The sequence below is a fragment of the Novosphingobium acidiphilum DSM 19966 genome, from assembly GCF_000429005.1.
GTDB lineage: Bacteria > Pseudomonadota > Alphaproteobacteria > Sphingomonadales > Sphingomonadaceae > Novosphingobium > Novosphingobium acidiphilum.
This window is the reverse complement of sequence record NZ_AUBA01000004.1, coordinates 50434-69617: the sequence shown is the minus strand read 5'-3', so window position 1 is coordinate 69617 and position 19184 is coordinate 50434. Positions and strand designations below refer to the sequence as shown.

Sequence of the window (19184 nt, the reverse complement as noted above, 5' to 3'; positions counted from 1 at the left end):
GGTTGATCCTCAGTGCAGGTTGGGCTGGGCGCCGGCGCCCTTTTCATCGATCACGTGGCCGGTGCGGAACCGGTCGAGCCGATAGGCGGTGGCGGTATCGTGCGCGGTGTCGGTGGCCAGCAGGTGCGCAAAGCACCATCCCGATGCCGGCGTTGCCTTGAACCCGCCATAGCACCAGCCGGCATTGAGATAGAGGCCGGGGATGGGGGTGTGATCGATGATCGGCGATCCGTCCATGCTCATGTCCATGATCCCGCCCCAGCTGCGCAACATGCGCACGCGGCCGATCATCGGCATCAGCGCCATCGCGCCTTCGCACACGTCCTCGACCACCGGAAGGTTGCCGCGCTGCGCATAGGAATTGTAGCCGTCGATATCCCCCCCGAACACCAGCCCGCCCTTGTCCGACTGGCTGACGTAGAAGTGCCCTGCGCCATAGGTAATCACGCCCGGGATCAGTGGCTTCAACCCTTCGGACACAAACGCCTGCAGCACGTGGCTTTCGATCGGCAGCTTCAGGCCGGCCTTGGCCGCAACATGGCTGGTCATCCCCGCCACGGCCAGGCCCACTTTGCCCGCGCGGATCGTGCCGCGGCCGGTTTCGACGCCCGTCACCGCACCGCTGGCATCGCGCAAAAACCCGGTCACTTCGCAATTCTGGATGATATCCACCCCCAGCGCCGAGGCGGCGCGGGCATAGCCCCAGTTGACCGCGTCGTGCCGCGCAGTGCCGCCGCGTTCCTGCAGCAGCCCGCCGTCGATCGGAAAACGCGCGTTGTCGAAATCCAGGAACGGCGCCATCTTGCGCACCGCATCGGCGTCCAGCAGCGTGGCATCGACCCCGTGCATGCGCATGGCATTGCCCCGCCTGGCATAGGCATCGCGCTGCGGATCGGAATGATACAGGTTCAGCACGCCGCGCTGGCTGACCATCGCGTTATAGTTCAGGTCCTGCTCCAGCCCTTCCCACAGCTTCATCGACCATTCGTAGAACGGCTCGTTGCCGGGCAGGCCATAGTTCGACCGGATGATCGTGGTGTTGCGCCCGGCGTTGCCCCCGCCGATCCAGCCCCGTTCGACCAGCGCGACATTTGTGATTCCATGCACTTTGGCCAGATAATAGGCCGCTGCCAGCCCATGTCCGCCGCCGCCGACGATGACCACGTCATATCCGTCCTTGGGCGTGGCATCGCGCCATGCCGGGGCCCAGCCGCGATGCCGGCCCAGGGCCTGACGGGCCAGTTGCACGATCGAATAGCGCATGGGGATCTTTCGCACCGGCCAAAATTAATTCTCGCAAAGAAACATATGCCGGTTGTGCGCACGTGGCTTGTCCATTTATGATATCGCCATGTCCGAAAAAGACATGACCAGCGAATTATCGCCCCCGATCCGACTTGGCCTGCTGCTGATCCCGGGTTTTGCGCTGATGGGTTATGCCGCCTTGGTCGAGGCGTTTCGCGCCGCCAATACGCTGTCGGGTCGCGCGCTCTATGCCTGGAGCCACATTTCGCCCGATGGCGCCGCGGTCGAGGCCACCAATGGCGCACGCATCCTGGCCGATGCCCGGGTGGGTGATCGGCTCGATTGCGGCAGGGTGTTCGTATTTGCAGGCGGCGATCCCCGGCAGTTCGATGATCGGGCGACATATGCCTGGCTGCGCCTGCTGGCTCGGGGCGGGTGCGCGATTGCCGGGGTGTCGGGCGGGCCGTTCGTGCTGGCGCGCGCGGGGCTGCTTGCCGGACGACGCGCCACGATCCATTGGGAACACCGCGATCTGTTTGCGCAGGATTTTCCCGATGTCGCACTCGAACGCGGGCTTTACGTGATCGACGGCCCGGTCATCACCTGCGCCGGAGGGACGGCGGGGCTCGATCTGGCGCTGGCGTTGATCGCGCGCGATCATGGTGATGATCTGGCACGCAGGGTGGGCGAATGGTTCATCCGCACCGCACCGCGCGATGCCGCGGGGCCGCAACGGCCAAGCCCGGCAGAGCGCCACGGCACCACCAACCATGTCGTGTTGCAGGCGCTTGGTTTGATCGAGGCGGGGCTGGACCGGCCACTGCCGCGCGACGCCGTCGCCAGGGCGTGCGGACGGTCATTGCGCCAGATCGAACGCCTGTTTCACGTCCATCTGGGCCACAGCATGACCGAGGCCGCGCTTGCGATCCGGCTGGACCGCGCGGCGCACCGGCTGCGCACCACCGATGCGCCGGTCATGACCATCGCACTCGATTGCGGTTTTGCCAGCGCGGCGCATTTTTCGCGGCGTTTCCGCCACAGGTTCGGCATGCCGCCGTCGTGCGCACGCAGGCCTTAATGACCGGTGTGGAGCCCGGTCAGCAATGGGGCAACGTCGAACACCTTGAACAGCCAGACCACCACCGCAATCACGATCACCCAGTTCAGGATCGACCTGATCTTGCCATCCATCGGGATCAGCGTGTTCACCAGCCACAGGATCACCCCGACCGTGATCAGGGTGATCATGACATTGAGCAGGCTCATCGGGCCGGTCTGCGGCGCGCGGGCAAGGAATTTGCTGAACCCGTCCAATTACAGGCGCCCGGTCAACAACAGCACGACCACGATGATCAGCACCACGCCGATCACGCTGATCCCGCCATTGCCAAAACCATAGCCATATCCGCCGATCCGGCCGGAAAATCCGCCCAGCAGCGCGATGACGAGTACAATCGTCAGAAGAAGCCCGAGCGTCATGCAGTTTCCCCGAATTGGCGACGTGCCACCGACCGTCCCCCGCGTCATCGGCCCAAGGCCGCATTTTCGCACCTTACAGCGCGGCAAGCCGTGCAACAGGATCGGAATATACCCGGACGACCAAAGCGTACGAAGCATGCCCAAGCTGCCGCACGGGAACCTTCGGCGCAATCGGTCGGATCTGAACGGTTGGCTGGGGCGGCAGGATTCGAACCTGCGGATGCCGGTACCAAAAACCGGTGCCTTACCACTTGGCGACGCCCCAACGGGAGTTGCGCATATAGCGGCACCGGCGGGGATGAAAAGGGGTCTTGTCAGCCCAGTCGGGCAAGCGTGGGGACAAGTTCGTCGAAATGGTCGATCACTGCGTTGGCACCCAGTTCATGCGGCGGCTTGTCGCAAAAACCGAAGCTGACCGCCACCACCGGCAGGCCTGCGGCACGCGCGGCGCCGATATCATAGGTGGTATCGCCGACAAATGCCGCGCGGTTGGCGCCGGTGCGTTCGACCATTTCGATCAGCATGTCGGGCTTCGGCTTGGCGCGATCGAGCCCCAGCGTGTCGCCGCCGATGATTGTTGCCAGGCGCGGGGTCAGGCCGACTTCGTCCAGCAGCCGGCGCGCCAGCGCCTCGCGCTTGTTGGTGGCCACCGCAATCCTGACGCCGCGCGCTTCCAGATCGGCGATCATTGCCATGGCGCCGGGATAGAACACGGTATGGCGGGCGATATTGTCGGCGTAGAATGCACCCAGCCGTTCGGTCAGGTCGGGCAGGACCGCTTCATCGATGCCACCGGTACGCGCCAGGCCGTTGCGCAACATCTGGGCGGTGCCGCCACCGATCAGGCCGCGCACATCGGTCAGCGGGATCAGCGGGCGGCCGATCTGCGCCAGCGCATGATTCAGTGCATGGCCAAGGTCATCTGCCGTATCCAGAAGGGTTCCGTCGAGGTCGAACCCCACCAGGTCAAAGGGAAAATCAGCCATCGCCCGCAGGATTGCCCGAGCCTTCTGGAAACTGCAAGAAAATGCTGGCAAGGACAGCGACCATGAACACGCCGATCTCTGACGCCACCCGTCCGCTGGCCATCGTCATCCTTGCCGCCGGCAAGGGCACCCGCATGAAAAGCGATCTGCACAAAGTGCTGCACCCGATCGCCGGGCGGCCCATGCTGATGCACCTGATGGACAGCGCCGCGACCCTTTCGCCGCAGCACCAGGTGGTGGTCGTGGGCAGCGGGCGCGAACAGCTGGAACGCGCGGTCGGCACCACGGCCACGATCGCGGTCCAGGATCCGCAGCACGGCACCGCGCATGCCGTGCAACAGGCGCAAGCTGCGCTGGCCGGATTTTCGGGCGACGTGCTGGTGTTGTACGGCGATGTGCCGTTCGTGCGTGCCGCCACGATGCAGGCCATGCTCGACCGTCTGCACGCCGATGACACCCCGGCGGTGGTCGTGCTGGGTTTCGAACCCGACGATGCGCTGGCCTATGGCCGCGTGATCGCCGACCAGGGCCAGGTGCACAAGATGGTCGAATTCAAGGATGCCACGCCCGGCGAACGCGCCACGCGGCTGTGCAATTCGGGCCTGCTGGCGGCGCGCGCCGACGATCTGTTCGCGCTGCTGGCGCGCGTCGGCAACGACAATGCGCAAGGCGAATATTACCTGCCCGATATCGTCAATATTGCACTGGCCGATGGTCGCACCGCGGCGGTGGTGGTGACCGACGATGCCGATGAAGTGGCGGGGATCAACAGTCGCAGCGAACTAGCTCTTGCCGAAGGCCGCTGGCAGGCGCGCCGCCGTCTTGCCGCGATGGCCGACGGCGCGACGCTGGTCGCGCCCGAAACGGTGTGGTTTGCGTGGGATACGGCGGTTGGCCGCGATGTGCTGATCGAACAGAACGTGGTATTCGGTCCCGGCGCGGTGATCGATGATCATGCCGTGATCCATGCGTTCTGCCATATCGAAGGCGCGCATGTCGCCAGCGGCGCATCGGTCGGGCCATTCGCGCGGCTGCGCCCTGGCGCAGAGCTTGGCACCGGCAGCCGCGTCGGCAATTTTGTCGAGGTCAAGAATGCGCGGCTGGGCCAGGGGGCCAAGGCCAACCATCTGTCCTATCTTGGCGATGCCGATGTGGGCGCAGGCGCCAATATCGGCGCGGGCACGATCACCTGCAATTACGACGGCTATTTCAAATATCGCACCGTGATTGGCGAACGCGCATTCATCGGATCGAATTCCGCGCTGATCGCGCCGGTGCGGATCGGCGCCGATGCGATCGTGGCCGCCGGCAGCGCGGTCAGCCGCGATGTGTCCGACGGCGAATTGCGGCTGGTGCGCGGTGAACAGCTGGTCAAACCGGGCTGGGCCGACCGGTTCCACGACGCGATGAAAAAGAAAAAGGCCGAACGCAAACCCTGACAGGCAATCCGGCGTTCAGTTTGACTGCGCCATGCCATCGCTGGATCGGGCCGCGCCGGGGGGCTCGCCGATCATCTCATCACGCCCCTTATCTGTTGAAGGCAAATCACCATGTGCGGAATTATCGGGATCGTCGGCAAGGATCAGGTGGCAGACCGGCTGGTCGACGGCCTGCGCCGCATGGAATATCGTGGATACGACAGCGCGGGGGTCTGCACCGTCGAAGCGGGTGAACTGATCCGCCGTCGCGCCGAGGGCAAGCTTAACAATCTGGTGGTCGAACTGGCGCGCCATCCCGCGCCAGGCACCATCGGCATCGCGCACACCCGCTGGGCCACGCACGGCGCGCCCACCACCAACAACGCCCACCCCCACGCCACCGGCGAAGTCGCGCTGGTGCACAACGGGATCATCGAGAATTTCCGTTCGCTGCGCGAAGAACTGATCGCGCGCGGGCGCACCTTTGAAAGCGAAACCGATACCGAAGTCGTCGCACACCTGGTGTCCGAACAGGTCGAGGCCGGGCTTTCGCCGCAGGACGCGGTCAAGGCGGTGCTGCCACGACTGCGCGGGGCGTTTGCGCTGGCCATTGCGTTCCGCAGCCATCCCGACATCCTGATCGGGGCGCGGCTGGGATCGCCGCTGGTGGTCGGATACGGCGATGGCGAAACGTTCCTCGGCTCGGACGCGCTGGCGCTGGCCCCGCTGACCCAGCGCGTGACCTATCTCGAAGAAGGCGATTGGGTCGTGATTGATCGCGACGGCGCGCGGATCTTCGATGTGTCGAACCATCCCGTCACGCGCGCAATCGTTGCCTCGGGTGCAACGGCTGCGGCGATCGAAAAAGGCAATTTCCGCCATTTCATGCAGAAGGAAATCTACGAACAGCCGATCGTGGTCGCACAGACGCTGCGGTCTTATCTGCGCCGCTACGAACAGGTGGTGTCGCTGCCGCAGATCGATTTCGATCTGGCCAGCATCCGCCGCGTGACGATCGTGGCCTGTGGCACCAGCTATTATGCCGGGATGGTTGCCAAATACTGGTTCGAACGGTTTGCGCGCCTGCCGGTGGATATCGATGTGGCCAGCGAATTCCGCTATCGCGATCCCGTGCTCGAAGCGGGCGGCCTGGCAATCTTCATCTCGCAATCGGGCGAAACCGCCGACACGCTGGCCGCACTGCGCCATTGCAAAGCCGCCGGGCAAACGATTGCGGTGGTGGTCAACGTGCCGACCAGTACCATGGCGCGCGAGGCCGACCTGTTGCTGCCGACCCATGCCGGGCCCGAGATCGGGGTCGCGTCGACCAAGGCGTTTACCTGCCAGCTGGCGGTGCTCGCCGCGCTGTCGGTGCATCTGGCGGTCAAGCGCGGCCTGATCACGCACGACGAAGAAATGGAAATCGTCGGCCAGCTGGACGAAACGCCGGCCGCGCTCAATGCTGCGCTTGCGCATGATGACGATATTGCCGCGATTGCGCCGCTGATCGCACCGGCGCGCGACGTGTTGTATCTGGGGCGCGGACCGGACTATCCGCTGGCGCTCGAAGGCGCGCTCAAACTCAAGGAAATCAGCTATATCCACGCCGAAGGGTATGCCAGCGGCGAAATGAAGCACGGGCCGATCGCGCTGATCGATGACAAAGTGCCGGTGATCGTGCTGGCGCCGTCGGGGCCCTTGTTCGAAAAAACCGTGTCGAACATGCAGGAAGTGCGCGCCCGCGGCGGCAAGATCGTGCTGATTTCCGACGCCGAAGGCATTGCCGAGGCAGGCGAAGGCTGCCTGGCGACGATCGAAATGCCCAAAGTGCACCCGCTGATTGCCCCGCTGGTCTATGCCGTGCCGGTGCAATTGCTGGCGTATCACGTTGCGGTGGCCAAGGGCACCGATGTCGATCAGCCGCGCAATCTGGCCAAGTCGGTAACGGTCGAATAAACGTTTGCCGCAAACGCCTGCCCGCTTACCATTGGGCAAGCTTTGGCGGCTAGACTGGGGCGGTGAATCACTCGCCGCTCACCCAATCGTTCGCCCATCTGGCGGATCGCGCCAAACCGGCATTGCCGTCGCGTCTGTTGTGGACAGCCGTTCTGGGAATGACCGACCCGGCCGATGGTGACTGGGGACGGCTGCGCCGCCTGCAGTTTGGCGGACTGACCCGGCTGACTTTGGGCCGGATGCTGGCGCATGCGATTGCAGCGCTGTTGATGATGCGCGTCTTGCGGGCCAGTGTCGGCACGCTGCTCGGGCTGGGCTGGTTGTGCCTGCTGGTCGCCGCCGTGGTCGCCTCGGTCATGCTTGACCGGCGGCTTTGTCCGGCCAACCAGCGCCGGGTGGGGGTGCGCCAGATCCGGGTTCAGGCACTTGGGTCGGCCGGGTTGGCATGTATCTGGGCGCTGCCGATCGTGGCATTCGCGCCGTGGCTGGGCACGACCGATACCGGCGTGATCTGGTCGATCATGGCGATGCTGATGGCGGGGATGGGCTTTGCCTTTGCCGCGGTGCCGCTTGGCGCGCAGGTCTTTGTGTGGATCCTGGGGCTTGCCGGCATCGGGGCCTTCGTCATGCACGGCGAAGCGACTGCCGCGTCGGTGGCGGCGTGTTTCGTGCTGTTCGTGTCGATCGGTGCCTTTGAAACGGCGCGCAATTTCCTGGATGGCAAACTGGCCGAAGCGGGATTGCGCGACAAGGGCGAGGTTGTCTCGTTGCTGTTGCGCGAATTTGAAGAGGGCGAGGCTGACTGGCTGTGGCAGGTCGATTCGGCCCGCCGCGTGCGCAATGTGTCGCCCCGCTTTGCCTTTGCACTGGGGCAGGAACTCGACGATGTCGAAGGCAAGCCACTGATCCAGTTGATCGCCGGCGAAAGCTGGGACACCGGGTTTTTCCATTCGTCGCTGCATGACCTGGCCGAACGCATGAAACGGCGCGAAAGCTTTTCCAATCTGCTGGTGCGGGTCACGATCAAAAGCATCCATCGCTGGTGGGAATTGTCCGCATCGCCCCGGGTTGACGAAAACGGCGCCTTTGTGGGGTTTCGCGGGGTCGGTTCGGATGTGACCGAACGGCGCGAAAGCGAAGAACAGATCGCGTATCTGGCACGCTATGACACGTTGACCGGCCTGCCCAACCGCCTGCAACTGACCGAAGCGCTGGATGCCGCGATGCGCCGCGCCGATCAGTTCCGCAGCCGTTGCGCCTTTCTGATGATCGATCTCGACCGGTTCAAGGCGGTCAACGATACCCTGGGGCACCTGATCGGTGACAAATTGCTGGAACTGGTGGCCGAACGGCTGGGCACTTACGTGGGTGAGGCCGGGCTGTGCGGGCGGCTGGGCGGTGACGAATTTGCAGTGGTGCTGGGCAATGGCGCCGACAGCGAAACGATCTACACCGTAACGCAAAGGATCATCTCGGGCCTGTCACAGCCGTATCTCGTCGATCACCACACGCTTTATATTGGCGCCAGTGTCGGTTCTGCCATCGGGCCGCGCGACGGTGCGACGGTGGAAACGCTGATGCGCAATGCCGATCTGGCGCTTTATCGCGCCAAGGATGAAGGCGGAGGCACCCATTTCTGCTACGAACCATCGCTGCACACCAATGCCGAACAGCGCCGCCAGCTTGAAATGGCGCTGCGTCATGCGCTTGAACGAAAAGAATTTTCACTCGTTTATCAGCCGGTGGTCGATGCCAGCAGCGGCAAAGTGCTCAGCTTTGAAGCCCTGGCCCGCTGGACCAGCGCCGAACATGGTGCGGTGTCCCCGGCGCGGTTCATTCCTGTGGCCGAAGACGCACGGCTGATCGTGCCGATCGGCGAATGGGCGCTGCGCACGGCCTGCCAGGAGGCGGCTCGTTGGCCTGCTCCGATCAAGATCGCGGTGAACGTTTCGGGCGAACAGCTGCTGGAAACCGGGTTCTCCGAAACCGTCGTCAGTGCATTGGCCGCCAGCGGGCTGCCGCCGCACCGGCTGGAAATCGAAGTCACCGAAAGCGTGTTCTTGCGCGATGGGACCGTGGCGCTGGAAACGCTGAACCGGATCATCGCGCTGGGCTGCGGTGTCGCGCTCGACGATTTCGGCACCGGTTATTCCTCGCTCGGGTATTTGCGCAAGATCCGCTTTTCGACGATCAAGGTCGACCGCAGCTTTGTCCAGGGCGCGGCGCGGTCAAATCCCGAAAGCCTGGCGATCGTGCGCGCGGTGGTGGCCATGGCCGACAGCCTGGAAATGTCGACCACCGCCGAAGGCGTCGAAACCGAAGAAGAACTGGCGATGGTCCGGCAACTCGGCTGCCGCAAGATCCAGGGCTATCTGTTCGGGCGCCCCATGCCGCCGGAAGAGGCTTATGAGCTGGTCGCACCAAAGCCCAAGGCGCGCAGGACCATCGAGGATATGACCAAAAACGCGCGCGACGCTGCGGCCTAGCGTTGAACGTGGCTTTGGGTGCCGCGCGACAAAACGCGGTCATCGGCAACAATGGCATCGGCCGCGATGTCGTGCTGTGTGGCCAGCGCGTCATACAATGGTCCGAAATCGGTCCTGAGTGTCGCATCGAGCAGCGCTGCGAAGCTGTCGATCACGAAATAACTCTGCTGAAAATCATCGATTCGATAGCAGGTGCGCATGATCCGCCGCAGATCGAATGCGATGCGATTGGGCGAAGGATCGTCCAGCGCAAACAGTGTCTCGCTGTATGACGAGGCAATCCCCGCGCCATAGACGCGCAACCCTTGCGCGGTCTGCACCAGCCCGAATTCCACCGTATACCAATACAACCGCGCCAGATTGCGGATCGCGCCCAACCCGTTGGCGCGTTGCCCACCGATCCCGTAAGCCTGCATGTAATCGGCAAACACCGTGTTCGCCAACAGCGGTACATGGCCAAACACATCGTGGAACACGTCGGGTTCCTGCAGATAATCAAGCTGGTCGGGCCGCCGGATGAAATTGCCCGCCACAAACCGCCGATTGGCCAGATGGTCGAAAAACACGTCGTCGGGCACAAGCCCCGGCACCGCCAGAACCTGCCAGCCGGTGGCCTTCATCAGCCGTTCGGACAATTCGTCAAAGTCCGGAATGCCCGGTTTGGACAGCCGCAAGATGTCGAGCCCGGTGATAAATTCATCCGCCACGCGCCCCGGCAACAGCTTTGCCTGCCGCGCGAACAGTGTGTCCCAGGTGGCGTGTTGTGCGGGGGTATAGGCCGCCCAGTTCTGGGGAATGGTCCAGTCGGTTGCCTTGTCTGTCATCGCGCGGGCTCTACCCGGCCGATGCATGGGCCAAACCCGATCGCGCGATATCCGTCGCGGCGGGCGTGGCCGATCAGCGCCAGTTCGTCGCCATCTTCAAGAAACCTGCGGGTTTCGCCGTTGGGCAGAACGATCGGATGCCGGCCGCCCCGGCTCATTTCCATCAGGCTGCCTTCGCTGCCCTGTGCCGGACCCGACAGCGTGCCGGTACCCAGCAGATCGCCCGCGTGCAGATCGCACCCGCCAGAGGCGTGGTGGCACACGATCTGCGCCGGCGTCCAGTACATCGCGTTGCGGCTGTTGGTTTGCGCCAGCGGGTGCGGACCAAGACCCTGCGCGCGCATCGCGGGTGTCGACAGCATGATCGCCAGATCGATCGACAGCGCACCCTGCGCCTGGTCGTCGGCGTCGGTCAGATAGTCCAAAGGCGCCGGATCGCCTGCCGCGCGCGGTGGCTGTGGCAGCCAGAACGGCGCCAGCGCCTCGGCCGTCACCACCCAGGGCGACACCGTGGTCAGGAAATTCTTGGCCAGAAACGGTCCCAGCGGCTGATATTCCCAGGCCTGGATATCACGCGCCGACCAGTCGTTGAGCAGGCACAGCCCGCCGATGCGGTCGCGCGCCTGGGCAATCGGTATGGTCTGTCCCAGTGCATTGTCGCCCGCGATCCACAGGCCCAGCTCCAGCTCGCAATCAAGCCGCTGACATGCGCCATGAACCGGCGCGACCGCACCGGCGGGCATGATCTGGCCATGCGGGCGGTTCACCGGCGTGCCCGACACCCGCACCGACGAGGCGCGCCCGTGATAGCCGATCGGCACGTGCCTGTAATTGGGCAGCAGGGGTTGATCGGGGCGGAACAGCTTGCCGATCGCGGTGGCGTGATGGATGCCGACGTAAAAATCGGTGTAGTCGCCGATGCGGAACGGCAGGTGTGGCGTGCAATCGGCCATGTGATGCAGGTGCGGCGCGATCCGCTGTGCCATGGCGCTGTCGGTCAGCAGTGTAAAAACCGCGTGACGCAGCGCCCAACGGTCTGCTGCGGGCAGCGCAAACAGCGCGTTCAGCGTCGTGGCACCCAGCGCACCGCGGCAGGCCACGGGCAGGTGCAGGGCAATCCCGGTCAGATCCAGCACATGATCGCCAATCGCGGTACCAATCCGCGGGTGCCCCGATCCCGCTGAAAACACCCCCAGCGGCAGGTTCTGCACCGGGAAATCGGCGTGATCATCGGCGCCCGCAACCCAACTCGACGCGTGCGCATCGTGGGTATGGTCGATCACGCCTGCGGCTCTTTGTGCAGCCATTCGGCGTGGCGCGGCGCGCGCTTGGTCTGGCTCCACTCCTCCAGCATCACAGGGGCGAGCGCGCGCAATTGCGCGTACTGGTCGGCGGTGCCGATATTGCAGGCCAGTTCCAGCCGGTGCCCGTTGGGATCGAAGAAATAGATCGACCGGAACACGCCGTGATAGGTCGGCCCCAACACGTCGATGCCCTGCGCCTCGATATGCGCCTTGGCGGCGATCAGCGCCGCCTCGTCCGCCACTTCAAACGCGATATGCTGCACCCAGGCCGGGGTGGCCGGATCGCGCCCCATTTCGGGTTGTTGCGGCAATTCGAAAAACGCCAGCACATTGCCGCCGCCGGCATCGAGGAACACATGCATATAAGGATCGAAATCGCCGGTCGACGGCACATGATCCTCGGCAAAGGCGGTGGTATAAGTCATGCCCAGCACGCGGGCATACCATTCGACGGTCTGTTTGGCATCGCGGCAGCGGTATGCGACATGGTGGATGCGGTGCAGGACGGGCGCGCTCACTTGGCCATCTCCGCCACATTCAGCACGCCGCGGCGCACCTGATCGCGCTCCATGCTTTCGAACAGTGCCTTGAAATTGCCCTCGCCAAAGCCTTCGTCGCGCTTGCGCTGGATGAATTCGAAGAACACCGGGCCGATCTGCGTCTCGGAAAAGATCTGCAGCAGCAGCCGCGGATCACCCGCGGTGGTCGATCCGTCGAGCAGGATGCCGCGCCTCTGCAATTCTGCCACCGGTTCACCATGTCCGGGCAGGCGTTCATCCAGCATTTCGTAATAGGTCGCAGGCGGCGGGCTCATGAACGGATTGCCCAGCGCCTTGAGCGCGTCCCAGCCCGCGATCAGGTTTTCGCTGGCAAAGGCAATGTGCTGAATCCCCTCGCCATTGTACGCGCGCAGGAATTCGTCGATCTGGCCGCCACCCTGGCCGCCCTCTTCGTTCAGCGGGATGCGGATCTTGCCGTCGGGCGCAGTCATCGCCTTGCTGGTCAGGCCGGTGTATTCGCCCTTGATATCGAAATAGCGGATCTCGCGAAATCCGAACACGCGCTCGTAAAACGCCGCCCAATGCGCCATGCGCCCGCCATAGACGTTGTGCGTCAGGTGATCGATGGTGTGAAAACCCGCGCCCACCGGGTGCCGATCGACACCGGGCAAATAGACGAAGTCGATGTCGTAGATCGACAGGCCGCCTCGGCCATCGCCGTCATAGCGATCGATCAGATAGATGATCGACCCGCCGATGCCGCGAATGGCCGGAAGGCGCAGTTCCATCGGGCCGGTGCTGACGGCGACGGGCTCGGCCCCGCGCGCCAGCGCCTCGGCATAGGCAGCCGCCGCATCGCGCACACGCCAGCCCATGCCGCAGGCCGATGCGCCATGTTCGGCGGCAAACCAGGCCGCCGGGCTGCGCGGTTCGTAATTGGCGATCAGGTTGATCCCGCCCTGGCGCCACAGCTGCACCTGTTTGGACCGGTGATTGGCGATATGGGCAAAGCCCATCCGCGCAAAGACGGGTTCCAGCGCGCCGGCATCGGGCGCGCAGAATTCGATGAATTCGAACCCGTCGAGGCCAAGCGGGTTGTCAAACAGATCGGTGGCATGCGGCACAGCGTGCGTCGGCGCTTTCAAGGCGGATCTCCCGGATGCGATTATGCGCAACCATACACCTGATTGCCCTGCAATGTCAGCGCGAACAGTACGGTCAAAGCAGCCTATGGTGCATATTTGTTGCGACAAATTGACTTATGCTGCAATATTGACGCATGGATCACATTGACCGCAAGATTCTGATGCAATTGCAAGCCGACTCGTCGCGATCGCACGCCGACCTGGGTGATGCCGTGCATCTGTCGGCCAGCCAGGTATCGCGGCGCATCGCCCGGATGCAGCACGACGGCCTGATCCGCAAACAGGTGGCGATACTCGATGAACAGGCGCTGGGCCTGATGGTCGAGGCCTATGTGTCGATCACGCTCGGATCCTATGCGCGCGATGTGGTCGGCCGGTTTCAGGACCGGGTGAGCGCGCTTGATGAAGTCCTCGACTGTTGCGCCACCACGGGCGATTCGGACTATCTGCTGCGGATCGTCACGCGCGATCTGAAGGACCTGTCACGTCTGATCAACGAGGAACTTCTGGGCCACGGCGATGTCGACAATGTGCGGTCGAGCATCACGCTGAACGTGATCAAGCGCACCACTGCGCTGCCGTTGGCTTAGGCCGCAACGCCCACCGCGCGCAGCACGCTTTCGAACACCACGCGCCCGTCGCTGCCGCCGTGCGCCGCCTCGATCATGCGTTCGGGGTGGGGCATCATGCCCAGAACATTGCCGGCCGTGTTCAGCACGCCTGCAATCTGGCGCTGTGACCCGTTGACCGGTTCGGCATAGCGGAACGCCACGCGATCCTCGCCCTCCAGCCGGTCAAGCGTTGCTGCATCGGCGTAATAGTTGCCGTCATGGTGCGCCACGGGCACCGTGATCCGCTGATCCTTGAAATAGCCGCTGGTGAACAATGACTGGCTGGTCGCGACGGTCAGCACGACATCGCGGCAGACAAACCGCTGGCCTGCGTTGCGCAGCAGCGCGCCGGGCAGCAGCCCCGCTTCGGTCAGCACCTGGAACCCGTTGCATACGCCCAGCACCGCCACGCCGCGCGCGGCCTGTTCGATCACCGCCTGCATGATCGGCGAACGCGCCGCCATCGCGCCCGACCGCAGATAGTCGCCATACGAAAACCCGCCGGGCAGGGCGATGAAATCAAGACCGCCGGGCAGCGTCGCATCGCCATGCCACACCCGGTGGACCGTGCCGCCGGTGATCGTCTCGATCGCCACGGCCATGTCGCGATCGCAGTTCGATCCGGGAAAGGTGATGACTGCGGCGGTAAAGGACATCTCAGGCGACCTTTTCGATGCGATAGTTTTCGATCACCTGGTTGGCCAGCAGTTTGCGGCACATGTCGTCAAGCGCGGCGTCGGTCACATCGTCGGCGACATCGAGTTCGATCAGGCGGCCGGCCCGCACGTCGTTGATCCCGGCAAAGCCCATGCCTTCCAGCGCATGGTGGATGGCGCGGCCCTGCGGATCGAGCACGCCGTTCTTCAGGCTGACATGGACACGCACTTTCATCGTTCGCACTCTTTTCATGAGGGAGTCGCGCGCCCTATGCCTCCAGCGGCGGCGAAGGGCAAGGCCGGGGCCAGTTGCGCGCGGGCCCGCGCGCCGTTTCAAACCATTGCGCCACGCGCAAGACCCCCATATCGTCAAAGCGCCGGCCCGCGATCTGCAGTCCGATCGGCAGGCCATCGGCGGTCTGGCCGCAATCGATCGACGCTGCGGGCTGCTCGGTCATGTTGGCGGGCATCGTAAACGCGATGTGGTCGAAGGGCCGCGAAGGATCGTTGTTGGGCCCCGGCAATTCGGCAGCATAGGCCGGCATCGGCGCAACCGGCGACAGGACATAGTCGAACCGCTGGCTGAACCGCACGCCCACCTCGCGGATGGCCATCAACTGCTGATACCCTTCGTACAGCGCCAGTCCGCTGGCATTGGCGCCGCCTTCGACCCATTGCCGGATATAGGGCAGGATCATTGCATAGCGGTCGTGGGGCAAAGCGCGCGTCACCGCCCAGAACCGGGTGCGGAAAAAGGTGTCGAACCCTTCGAACATTGCCTCGGTCAACCAGGGCGCTGCCGGCTCGACAATCGCGCCGCCGGCTTCGAACAGAGCCGCCGCGGCCTCTATGCATGCACTGACCGCGGGTTCGACCGGGGTGCCGGCGCCGGCTTCGGTCAACAGTCCGATGCGCAGGCCGCGCACATCGCGTTGCAGATCCATCCACGGCAGGTCGGCGGCCGGCAGGCTCGTGTAATCGCGCGCGTCGGGGCGGGTGATCGCGGTCATCATCAATGCAGCATCGGCCACCGTGCGCGTCATCGGCCCCGCGACCCGGCCCATATAGGGCGGATCGATCGGCACCCGGCCATTCGATGGCTTCAGCCCGAAAATCCCGCACCACCCTGCCGGCAACCGGATCGATCCGCCGATATCGGTGCCCACGTGCAAAGGGCCATAGCCCGCCGCCGCTGCCGCGCCCGCGCCGCTGCTTGAACCTCCGGGATTGCGCGTCAGGTCCCAGGGATTGCGCGTCAGCGGGTGAAAACTCGACAGACCCGACGACAGCATGCCGAAATCGGGCGCCGTCGTCTTGGCAAAGATCACCGCGCCTGCCTCGCGCAGCCGCGCCGGGGTCGGTGCGTCGGCGGGTGCCGGGCTCGGATCGCCGGCCGCGGTGCCCATGGGCGTGGGCACACCCCGGGTCGCGATCATTTCCTTGATCGTGACCGGCACCCCGTCGAGCGGGCCCAGCGCGGTGCCGCTGCGCCAACGCGCCTCGGCCCTGCGCGCCTGATCGCGTGCCCCTTCGCGATCAAGCGCATAGGTGGCGCATATCGCCGGTTCGCACTGCGCCACCCGCGCCAGCACGGCGTCGATCACGTCGACCGGCGACAGCGCGCCGCTGGCAAAGGCGGGGGCCATGGCGGTTGCGGGCAGATCGGCAAGATCGGTCATGCCCCGTATCATGGCCCCCTGCGCGCGCCCCGCAAGCGCGCCGTGCAATCATCCCCCGGTTTTTTCCGTTTTCACATTGCCCTGCGGCATCACCAGCAGTTCGACCGCACGATCGGGTGACAGATACCGGGCGCCGGCGGCCTGAATATCGGCAGCGGAGATTGTGGCCAAGGTGGCCGTGGCCGCCAGGTAACGGTCGATCCGGTCGGGCCGGGTCTGTGCGCGCGCCACCAGCGCCAGCCAGCCGCCATTGCCCTTCAGTCGGTTGTCCAGGCGCTGCATCAGCGGTGCGCGCGCGCGGGCGATCAGGTCCGGATCGGCCGGTGCGGCGATCAGCGCCGCAATCGTCCGGCGGATCGCTGCGCGCGTGGCCGGCACATCGGCCGGGGTTACCGCCGCCTGAACCGAAAAGGTGCCCCAGCCGGGCCACAGGTCCGATTGCGCCGAACTGGCGCGCGGCGAATAGGTCTTGCCCATCGCCTCGCGCAAGGTGTCTTGCACCGCGATTGTCACCACTTCGCGCAACAGGTCCAGGGTCAGGTCTTCGCGCGGGTCGTGGTCATCGGTGGTCGGCCATTCCAGGCGCACGATCGCCTGATCCCCGGGCCCCTTGTGCCACACCACCATCGCTCCGCGTCGCTCGGTAAAGTGCCGTTGCAGTGCGGCGGGATCAGGTTGGAAATCACCGATGCGCGGCGGCAGCGCGCCCAGCGTGCGCGCCACCGCAGCAATCGCTGCGTTCTCGTCCAGATCGCCTGCCATGCCGATCTCGATCGCACCATGCGCCAGCCGTTCGCCAATATCGCGGCGCAGCCGGGCGAATGACAGCGCGCGATAGGCATCTTCGGTGCCAATCGAAAAACGCGGGTCGCTGTCGGTCAGTGCCGCGCCCAGCGCATAGGCCAGCGCGCTGCCTGGCGTGACATCGCGGCGTATAAGCCGTTCGGCCATGGCCTCGTGAAACCGGCTTTCCGCTTCGGGCCGCCAGCCCGGATCGCTGATCAGCGCGGCGAGATAGCGGCATTCGAGCGCCAGATCGCGCGGGGTGGTTGTCGCACCGGCCACAAAGGCATCGCCCGACGCGACCAATCCGCCCCCCACCGAATGCCCGGCGAGCAGCGTTTGCAGATCGTCGGCGCTGTGCCTGCCAAGCCCGCCCTGTTCCAGCCACGGCAGCATGACCACGGCCAGCGGATTGGCACGCGTCGCCACGGGCTCACCGCCCGCCAGCGCCAGCGTGATGCGGATGCGATCGTGATCGAGATCGGTGTGCCGCAGATTGAGCCGCACACCGTTGGCAAAGCGCACCATGCGAATGCCCAGGTGCTGCTCGCGCGTGTCCGACACCACCGCGCCGGCGGTGCCAAAGCCGGCATAGCCAAACACGCCCGCCACCGGCGTGAACGCTTGTGCCTTTGCACTTTGCCCCTCGGCCCAGGCCGCGCGCAACGCATCTGCGCCCCCTTGCGGGGCAAGCCGGCCCTGAAACCGGATCAGCGGCGTGGTCAGCGCGACCGCCTCGCCGCGCAAGGCGTCCAGCACGCGCGCCGGCGTGATCGTGGGCGCAAACGCGTTGAACCGCGCCAGCGCATCGGCGGGTGCGGTGGGCACCTCGTCGTCGTTGACCAACGCCAGAGCTGCGCCGACCAGCGCCGCGTTGCTGCGCGTCGCCTGCTCGGCGGCGGCGTTTTCAAACGCGGTGCGAAGGTCGGCCAGTTGTTCGTCCAGCTCTGCCCGGGTGAACCCCTCGGCCAGCGCCTGGCGCAGCACCGCGGCTGCGGTAACCAGGCCCCGCCGCCATTGCCCATCGCGCGTATCGATCACCAGATTGGTGGTGCGGCCGATGTGGAACACCTGCGATGTGCCAAACCCCGCGCCGCGAAACGGCGGATCGACGCGGCGCGCCAGGCTTTGAAACCGGCGGTCGATAATGCGCGTTGCGATCGTGCGCAGCAGCGCCCGGCGCCGGTTGGCAATGGTATCCCGCTCGTGCAGCCAGGCGCCGTGGCGCGACACGGTGATCCGCTCGCTCAGTGCCCGATCGATGTGGATGTCCACCCGATCGGCGCGCGCCGGATCGACCGTGCCTGCATCCATGCGCGGCGGAACCGGTGCCGGATCGCCGTGCCAATCGGCAAAATGCGCAGCCAGTGCGCGTTCCATCGCCTCTGGCGGAAAATCGCCAACCACCACCAGCGTCGTCCGTTCGGGGCGGTAATGCGCCTGCCAGAACGCGCGCAAGGCCGCCGGATCGGCGCGCCCGACGCTTTGCGCGGTGCCGATCGGCAGACGGTGCACATACGTTGCGCGCGGATAGAGAAACGCCGCCATGCCCTGCCAGTCGGACAGCGCGGCCCCGTGCCCTTCGTGCATTTCGGCCAGTACCACGCCGCGTTCGCGATCCACCGCCGCGGGATCAAACGCCAGGTCGCTTGCGGTTTCGCGCATCAACATCAGCGCGGTGTTCAGCAATGCCGGATCGGCGCGCGGCAGATCGAGCTGATACGTGGTGCGTTCGAACGAGGTCGACGCATTGGTATCGGCCCCGAATGCCAGCCCGTCGCGCTGCAACAGCTTGACCATTTCGCCGCTGCGCACATGCGTGCTGCCTTCGAACGCCATGTGTTCGACAAAATGCGCCAGGCCCCGCTGCGCAGCGGTTTCATCGAGCGAACCGGTCTGCACCACCATACGTACCATGGCGGTGCCTGCCGGCGTGGCGTTGTGCGCGACAATCGTGCGCAGGCCAGACGGCATCCGGGCAAAGCGGAATACCGGATCGGGCGGGACATCGCTGTTCGCAAAGGCCCAGTCGGGCGTTTGCGCAGCGTGCAGCGCGCGATGCGGGTCTGCCGTGGCGCATCCGCCCAGCACCAGGGCACAGGCCAGCAACAG

The 19184-nt window shown here is 65.1% G+C and carries 17 protein-coding genes and 1 tRNA gene; 5 read left to right on the top strand and 13 right to left on the bottom strand.

The features are described 5' to 3' along the window. Positions 1-9 precede the first annotated feature (9 nt). Positions 10-1263 (bottom strand): sarcosine oxidase subunit beta family protein, encoded by a 1254-nt coding sequence (locus G404_RS0104485; protein ID WP_028640026.1) that lies wholly within the window; start codon positions 1261-1263, stop codon positions 10-12. A gap of 103 nt (positions 1264-1366) precedes the next feature. Here G404_RS0104485 and G404_RS0104480 point away from each other — a divergent pair, with 103 nt between their 5' ends. Continuing rightward, entirely contained in the window at positions 1367-2323 is a 957-nt protein-coding gene (locus tag G404_RS0104480) for a GlxA family transcriptional regulator (RefSeq protein ID WP_028640025.1), read from the top strand. Here the strand turns inward: G404_RS0104480 and G404_RS0104475 are convergent. From G404_RS0104475 to G404_RS0104460, 4 genes are all read right to left on the bottom strand, one after another. Further along, complete coding sequence (locus G404_RS0104475; RefSeq protein ID WP_245584387.1) at positions 2320-2559, bottom strand: Thivi_2564 family membrane protein; 240 nt, start codon at positions 2557-2559, stop codon at positions 2320-2322. The two genes, G404_RS0104480 and G404_RS0104475, sit on opposite strands and share 4 nt — an antisense overlap. Next, on the bottom strand, positions 2560-2724 hold the full coding sequence (locus G404_RS20600; protein WP_169719683.1) for a DUF3309 family protein: 165 nt from the start codon (positions 2722-2724) through the stop codon (positions 2560-2562). Between the two features lie 190 nt (positions 2725-2914). Further along, positions 2915-2989 (bottom strand) — tRNA-Gln (locus tag G404_RS0104465). Between the two features lie 49 nt (positions 2990-3038). After that, a complete protein-coding gene (locus G404_RS0104460) occupies positions 3039-3710 on the bottom strand; it encodes an HAD family hydrolase (RefSeq protein ID WP_028640023.1) in 672 nt (223 codons plus the stop codon). 62 nt (positions 3711-3772) lie between these two features. Here G404_RS0104460 and glmU point away from each other — a divergent pair, with 62 nt between their 5' ends. The 3 genes from glmU (at position 3773) to G404_RS18050 (ending at position 9570) form a co-directional block, all read left to right on the top strand. Continuing rightward, positions 3773-5149 (top strand): bifunctional UDP-N-acetylglucosamine diphosphorylase/glucosamine-1-phosphate N-acetyltransferase GlmU, encoded by a 1377-nt coding sequence (gene glmU, locus G404_RS0104455; RefSeq protein WP_036520392.1) that lies wholly within the window; start codon positions 3773-3775, stop codon positions 5147-5149. A 111-nt stretch (positions 5150-5260) separates the two neighbouring features. Continuing rightward, the gene (glmS, locus tag G404_RS0104450) at positions 5261-7084 is read left to right on the top strand and encodes a glutamine--fructose-6-phosphate transaminase (isomerizing) (RefSeq protein WP_028640021.1); all 1824 of its coding nucleotides are present in this window, start codon (positions 5261-5263) and stop codon (positions 7082-7084) included. A 158-nt stretch (positions 7085-7242) separates the two neighbouring features. Next, entirely contained in the window at positions 7243-9570 is a 2328-nt protein-coding gene (locus G404_RS18050; protein ID WP_084601027.1) for a putative bifunctional diguanylate cyclase/phosphodiesterase, read from the top strand. On the opposite strand, the gene phhA is transcribed toward G404_RS18050, so the two are convergent. The 4 genes from phhA to hppD are packed head-to-tail and all read right to left on the bottom strand — an operon-like array spanning position 9567 to position 13343. After that, complete coding sequence (gene phhA, locus G404_RS0104440; protein WP_028640020.1) at positions 9567-10394, bottom strand: phenylalanine 4-monooxygenase; 828 nt, start codon at positions 10392-10394, stop codon at positions 9567-9569. The two genes, G404_RS18050 and phhA, sit on opposite strands and share 4 nt — an antisense overlap. Next, positions 10391-11701, bottom strand: a complete 1311-nt coding sequence (gene fahA / locus G404_RS0104435) for a fumarylacetoacetase (RefSeq protein WP_028640019.1) — start codon at positions 11699-11701, stop codon at positions 10391-10393. The genes phhA and fahA overlap by 4 nt, the downstream gene beginning before the upstream one ends. Then, positions 11674-12216, bottom strand: a complete 543-nt coding sequence (locus tag G404_RS0104430) for a VOC family protein (protein ID WP_028640018.1) — start codon at positions 12214-12216, stop codon at positions 11674-11676. Before G404_RS0104430 ends, fahA begins: the two co-directional genes overlap by 28 nt. Beyond that, positions 12213-13343: a 4-hydroxyphenylpyruvate dioxygenase gene (gene hppD / locus G404_RS0104425; protein WP_245584386.1), complete on the bottom strand. Its 1131-nt coding sequence runs from the start codon at positions 13341-13343 to the stop codon at positions 12213-12215. Before hppD ends, G404_RS0104430 begins: the two co-directional genes overlap by 4 nt. Before the next feature lie 134 nt (positions 13344-13477). On the opposite strand from hppD, the gene G404_RS0104420 reads away from it, so the two are divergent. After that, a complete protein-coding gene (locus G404_RS0104420; RefSeq protein WP_028640016.1) occupies positions 13478-13933 on the top strand; it encodes an Lrp/AsnC family transcriptional regulator in 456 nt (151 codons plus the stop codon). Here the strand turns inward: G404_RS0104420 and purQ are convergent. From purQ to G404_RS0104400, 4 genes are read right to left on the bottom strand one after another with little or no spacing between them, the layout of a single operon-like run. Beyond that, entirely contained in the window at positions 13930-14610 is a 681-nt protein-coding gene (gene purQ / locus G404_RS0104415; protein ID WP_028640015.1) for a phosphoribosylformylglycinamidine synthase subunit PurQ, read from the bottom strand. The genes G404_RS0104420 and purQ overlap by 4 nt on opposite strands. Position 14611: 1 nt before the next feature. Then, entirely contained in the window at positions 14612-14845 is a 234-nt protein-coding gene (purS, locus tag G404_RS0104410; RefSeq protein WP_028640014.1) for a phosphoribosylformylglycinamidine synthase subunit PurS, read from the bottom strand. Between the two features lie 34 nt (positions 14846-14879). Further along, positions 14880-16289: an amidase gene (locus G404_RS0104405; RefSeq protein ID WP_028640013.1), complete on the bottom strand. Its 1410-nt coding sequence runs from the start codon at positions 16287-16289 to the stop codon at positions 14880-14882. Positions 16290-16337: 48 nt separating this feature from the next. Next, positions 16338-19181: a M16 family metallopeptidase gene (locus G404_RS0104400; protein WP_245584385.1), complete on the bottom strand. Its 2844-nt coding sequence runs from the start codon at positions 19179-19181 to the stop codon at positions 16338-16340. Positions 19182-19184 lie beyond the last annotated feature (3 nt).